We start from the raw sequence: 3,756 nt of genomic DNA on the forward strand, positions 1-3,756 counted from the left end.
TCTATTTACAAGCGATTTAGAGCAAACGCAGCGCTCTTTGCATCATCACGTCGAACAATTAACTCGCCAATTATTGCTAACATCATCAGACGAATTAACACTTGGTCAAAGTGTAGCTGTCGGCACTATCTTGCCCATCACTGAATTAAGTGGCAAAAACCGCCCACCAGCCAGTGTCTTAGGGCAACAACTTCAAGAAAGCTTAGTTACTCTTGCCGCGCAGTCTGGTTTAGATGTTATTGAATTTAAGACATCCAAAACGATTCATATGACAGATGATCAAGATGTCATGTTAACCAGAACGCTTAAAGATTTAGATCTCACCTTGGATGCTAACTACTTTCTGACAGGAACGTACTATAGCCAAGGCCAATCGGTCGTTGTAAATATTCGTCTTATTGATGTCTCAAGTCGAAAAGTTGTAGCCGCTGCCACAGATACCATTCCTATCGGAATGATGTGGGCAGGCTCAACACCAAGCACCTCTAATCAAGCTGGCAGTCTTTACCAAGGTATTTACTAAGGGATAACAGATATGCGACTCATTCTTCCACGCTTTCTTTCAAAGCACTTATGTGTTGGTTTACTCACTCTCAGCCAATCTGTAGCCATTGCAAATACTGATGAAGTAGAAACAAAAGATGAAGAGACCTCAACATTATCGCCATCAACACAAGCCAGCGTTTCATTTAGTGAAGAGCAACAAGAACATTTAGGGCAGCGAACCAAAGCTACAGAAGGCACACCTCATCCAATCAAGCTTTTACATAAAGACGTAAACTATTTTGTTCGCGGCTTAATGCAAGATTTGATGGCTAATCTAAGTTTCGTCAATGACAAAACCCCCATCGCAGTTAGTTCCTTTGTATTGCTCGACAGCAACTATCAAGAAACAAATTTACTTGGCTTACAAATATCAGAATCACTCATACATGAAGTGAACAAATTTGGTATTCCTGTCATTGATTTCAAATCTACCAGTGATATTCAGGTAACCAACTCAGGTGATTTTTTCTTCAGTAAAGATCCGAACAAACTTGCTGAAAATCTTCCAATTCAGTTTGTTATCGCAGGCACCTTAGCCCAACAACAAGGCGGATATATAGTAAATGCACGCATTATCGGCGTTAGTTCAAAAGCCGTTGTTTCTTCAGCTCAAGCATTTATTTCTAGAGAAGCAAGTCAAGCCATATTGGATAATGCCCGAGGGCATCAAGCTCCAACGATTCATGTTACAGGCGGTTAAGTTTTGCGCTCACCGAAAATTCTTCGACAAGTATTAATGATCTTATAGATTCGCTACAACAATATTTGGCAAAAACTTTGATGTCGATGCAACGACCTTATTCGTCTTGTGATGCGTAATACGTGCATTCACCACAACGCCTCGCTCACTTTGCACGAGTGTGCCGGTAAGAACATATTCAATCACTAAGTTTGGATTCAACTCATCTAAATCACGCGACAATGCGAAATCTCCAAGCTCATTCACTTGAATCGTTGCTCTCAGTTTATGATCACTAACAGGAAGCCCAAGTGCCTGAAGATCATTAATAAAATATTCCGCAAGCTGATTTCCTAGATAACTCGTCTTTTGCAAAGTCGTATCAAAGTATACAAATGACGCAACCAAAATAAGGCCGTTTAATTTAGCTCCCTCTAAATCATCGTACAAATTACCAGCCATTTGCTCAGTATACTCATGTAACAACCTGAAATTAGCACCACCAGTGTCATAGCTAAAATCGCCATCACTCGCGCCCGTTTGAGGAATCTCTAAATCATCACATGGATAGGAGTCGCCGGTACTACTTTCGCATAAGCCTTCATTGTTTTGTGCACTATTATTAGTTGAACTACACGCCGTTAATACGGTCACAAGCAAAACGGGTAATAAGTAAGACGGTTTCATAATTTCTATGCCATGTAATTTTTGAACGGAAAAATACTTCCGCGATAATATATCGTCTTCACAAAAAGCAAGTAATACGCCATATCACTACCCAATAACATGAGAGTACCTCAACATCTCGTGACAACAATTGTTATGATTGAAATTTTCTAGCTACAGATAGAATTGAACATAATGACTCGTTTATTCTGCTTTTTGATCATCCTTAGCATACAAAATGTTGCCTTGTCAGAGGATAGTGAGTTCGGCAGTTTTGACGACTTCAACGAAAGCTTCGATGAAGAGTTCGATTTTGACTTCACCTTCACACCCAAATCAACAATCGATACCGTGTCGCTTGAGTCTATCGACAATCCAGAACTCTCCGATGCAGCCATCGCTGGTGCGCTCAAAACGAGTGTCGAGTTTTCCGGTGAGGGGACTGATAAACCTGCATATGAACGCGTAGCAGAACGCGAGGAATCACAAAAGAAAATCGAACGAGAAGAAACAGAAACCCGAAAAGGGCAAGACGCAGAACAGAATGCATTCCCCGAAACACCGAGCCCTTTTATAGAAGAGCAATTTGTATATGACACGGGCCGGACTCTTGAGATTAAAACCACGACCGTAGAGCGACCTTAATGCCAAAACCTTTTTCCCAGTCTTGCGAAAACAACAAAGCCGTCATTAGCGACACACTATCAGCCTATGTTGATCAAGGCGGCCATCTACTCGAAATTGGCTCTGGCACTGGGCAACACGGCGCTTATATGTCAGGCAAGTTTTCGTCACTAATTTGGCAAACAAGTGACCGCGTTGAGTACCACGATGGTATTGAAGAGTGGGTCAGTGAGTCCAAACACGAAAACTTCCTTCCGCCATTCGAGCTAGACGTTAATTCATTTAACCCAAAACTATTGGTCGACCGCTACGATTATGTATTTACTGCAAATACACTGCATATAATGAGCGGGAGTGAAGTTGAAGCATTTTTCAGCTTGTTGCCATCACTTCTTAATGACAAAGGAATGGTATTTGTTTACGGCCCTTTTAATTACAACGGCAGTTACACCAGTGATAGCAATGCTCAATTTGATGTGTGGTTGAAAGAGCAGGGTGAACATATGGGAATTCGAGATTTTGAAACGATCAACCAACTTGCTGAAGACCATGATTTAAGTCTCTTAGCAGATTATGCCATGCCAGCCAACAACCGTTTATTAGTTTGGAAAGCTCGAGATTAACTGCATTATTATTCGGCTCAGTAGAACAATAGATTAGTAATTATCGACTACGCTAGTAGGACTTCATCCTCAGAAAAACTGTTATATGTTTTTGAAACGCATCAAGCATTTACTCATTCTTAGTACCGTCGCGGTTACTTGCCTGCTTGTTGCAGCTCATCACGTTTTAGGCACGAACTTGTTATACGTGGCTATCGCTAGCGTGGTCATTTGCCATCTCATTTTATTCTTTCTTGTCAAGCGTTCCTTTACGAAGGGCTCTCTTACAAAATCAACTGAGCAAGGCGCAGAACTCACTAAGTATAAACGTGAACAACAAGCGATCTTACAAACGATCGTAGACGCATTGATCATCATTGATGAACGAGGAAAAATTACGCAAATAAACCCAAGCTGCTCTCGATTATTGGGGTATAGCGAAGAAGAACTTTTAGATAAGAATGTCAGCATGCTCATGGCTGACAACTTAGCTAAACATCATGATCAATATATTCAAAATTACCTTGATACAGGGGATACTAAAATCATTGGTATCGGCCGGGAAGTCAAAGCGCGACATTAGCAAAGAAGTTTCGCTGTGCGAAAAGCTGGTCAAGGAAGCGACGCATGATCAGTTAA

Annotated in this window: 6 protein-coding genes; 5 read left to right on the forward strand and 1 reads right to left on the reverse strand. The window is 41.2% G+C overall.

What is annotated here, in order from left to right:
• On the forward strand, positions 1 to 523 hold a 523-nt coding region (locus A3739_RS29995; protein WP_068502033.1), incomplete at its 5' end, for a FlgO family outer membrane protein.
• A 12-nt stretch (positions 524 to 535) separates the two neighbouring features.
• Positions 536 to 1,246: a FlgO family outer membrane protein gene (locus A3739_RS15945; protein WP_068482960.1), complete on the forward strand. Its 711-nt coding sequence runs from the start codon at positions 536 to 538 to the stop codon at positions 1,244 to 1,246.
• Between the two features lie 42 nt (positions 1,247 to 1,288).
• On the opposite strand, the gene A3739_RS15950 is transcribed toward A3739_RS15945, so the two are convergent.
• Positions 1,289 to 1,912, reverse strand: coding sequence for a FlgO family outer membrane protein (locus A3739_RS15950; RefSeq protein WP_082878363.1), 624 nt, complete (start codon positions 1,910 to 1,912; stop codon positions 1,289 to 1,291).
• A 174-nt stretch (positions 1,913 to 2,086) separates the two neighbouring features.
• Between A3739_RS15950 and A3739_RS15955 the strand changes: the two genes are divergently transcribed.
• The 3 genes from A3739_RS15955 (at position 2,087) to A3739_RS15965 (ending at position 3,700) form a co-directional block, all read left to right on the forward strand.
• Entirely contained in the window at positions 2,087 to 2,536 is a 450-nt protein-coding gene (locus A3739_RS15955) for a hypothetical protein (protein ID WP_068482965.1), read from the forward strand.
• Positions 2,536 to 3,138, forward strand: coding sequence for a DUF938 domain-containing protein (locus A3739_RS15960; RefSeq protein WP_068482967.1), 603 nt, complete (start codon positions 2,536 to 2,538; stop codon positions 3,136 to 3,138). The genes A3739_RS15955 and A3739_RS15960 overlap by 1 nt, the downstream gene beginning before the upstream one ends.
• 85 nt (positions 3,139 to 3,223) lie before the next feature.
• Positions 3,224 to 3,700, forward strand: a complete 477-nt coding sequence (locus A3739_RS15965; protein WP_068474684.1) for a PAS domain S-box protein — start codon at positions 3,224 to 3,226, stop codon at positions 3,698 to 3,700.
• Positions 3,701 to 3,756: the final 56 nt, after the last annotated feature.

The sequence above is a fragment of the Oleiphilus sp. HI0067 genome, assembly GCF_001635735.1.

Excerpts from the sequence above, each read along its gene's own strand:
- A3739_RS15955 (WP_068482965.1), top strand. The coding sequence starts at position 2,087 with ATGACTCGTTTATTCTGCTTTTTGATCATCCTTAGCATACAAAATGTT.
- A3739_RS15960 (WP_068482967.1), top strand. The coding sequence starts at position 2,536 with ATGCCAAAACCTTTTTCCCAGTCTTGCGAAAACAACAAAGCCGTCATT.
- A3739_RS15965 (WP_068474684.1), top strand. The coding sequence starts at position 3,224 with ATGTTTTTGAAACGCATCAAGCATTTACTCATTCTTAGTACCGTCGCG.
- A3739_RS15945 (WP_068482960.1), top strand. The coding sequence starts at position 536 with ATGCGACTCATTCTTCCACGCTTTCTTTCAAAGCACTTATGTGTTGGT.
- A3739_RS15950 (WP_082878363.1), bottom strand. The coding sequence starts at position 1,912 with ATGAAACCGTCTTACTTATTACCCGTTTTGCTTGTGACCGTATTAACG.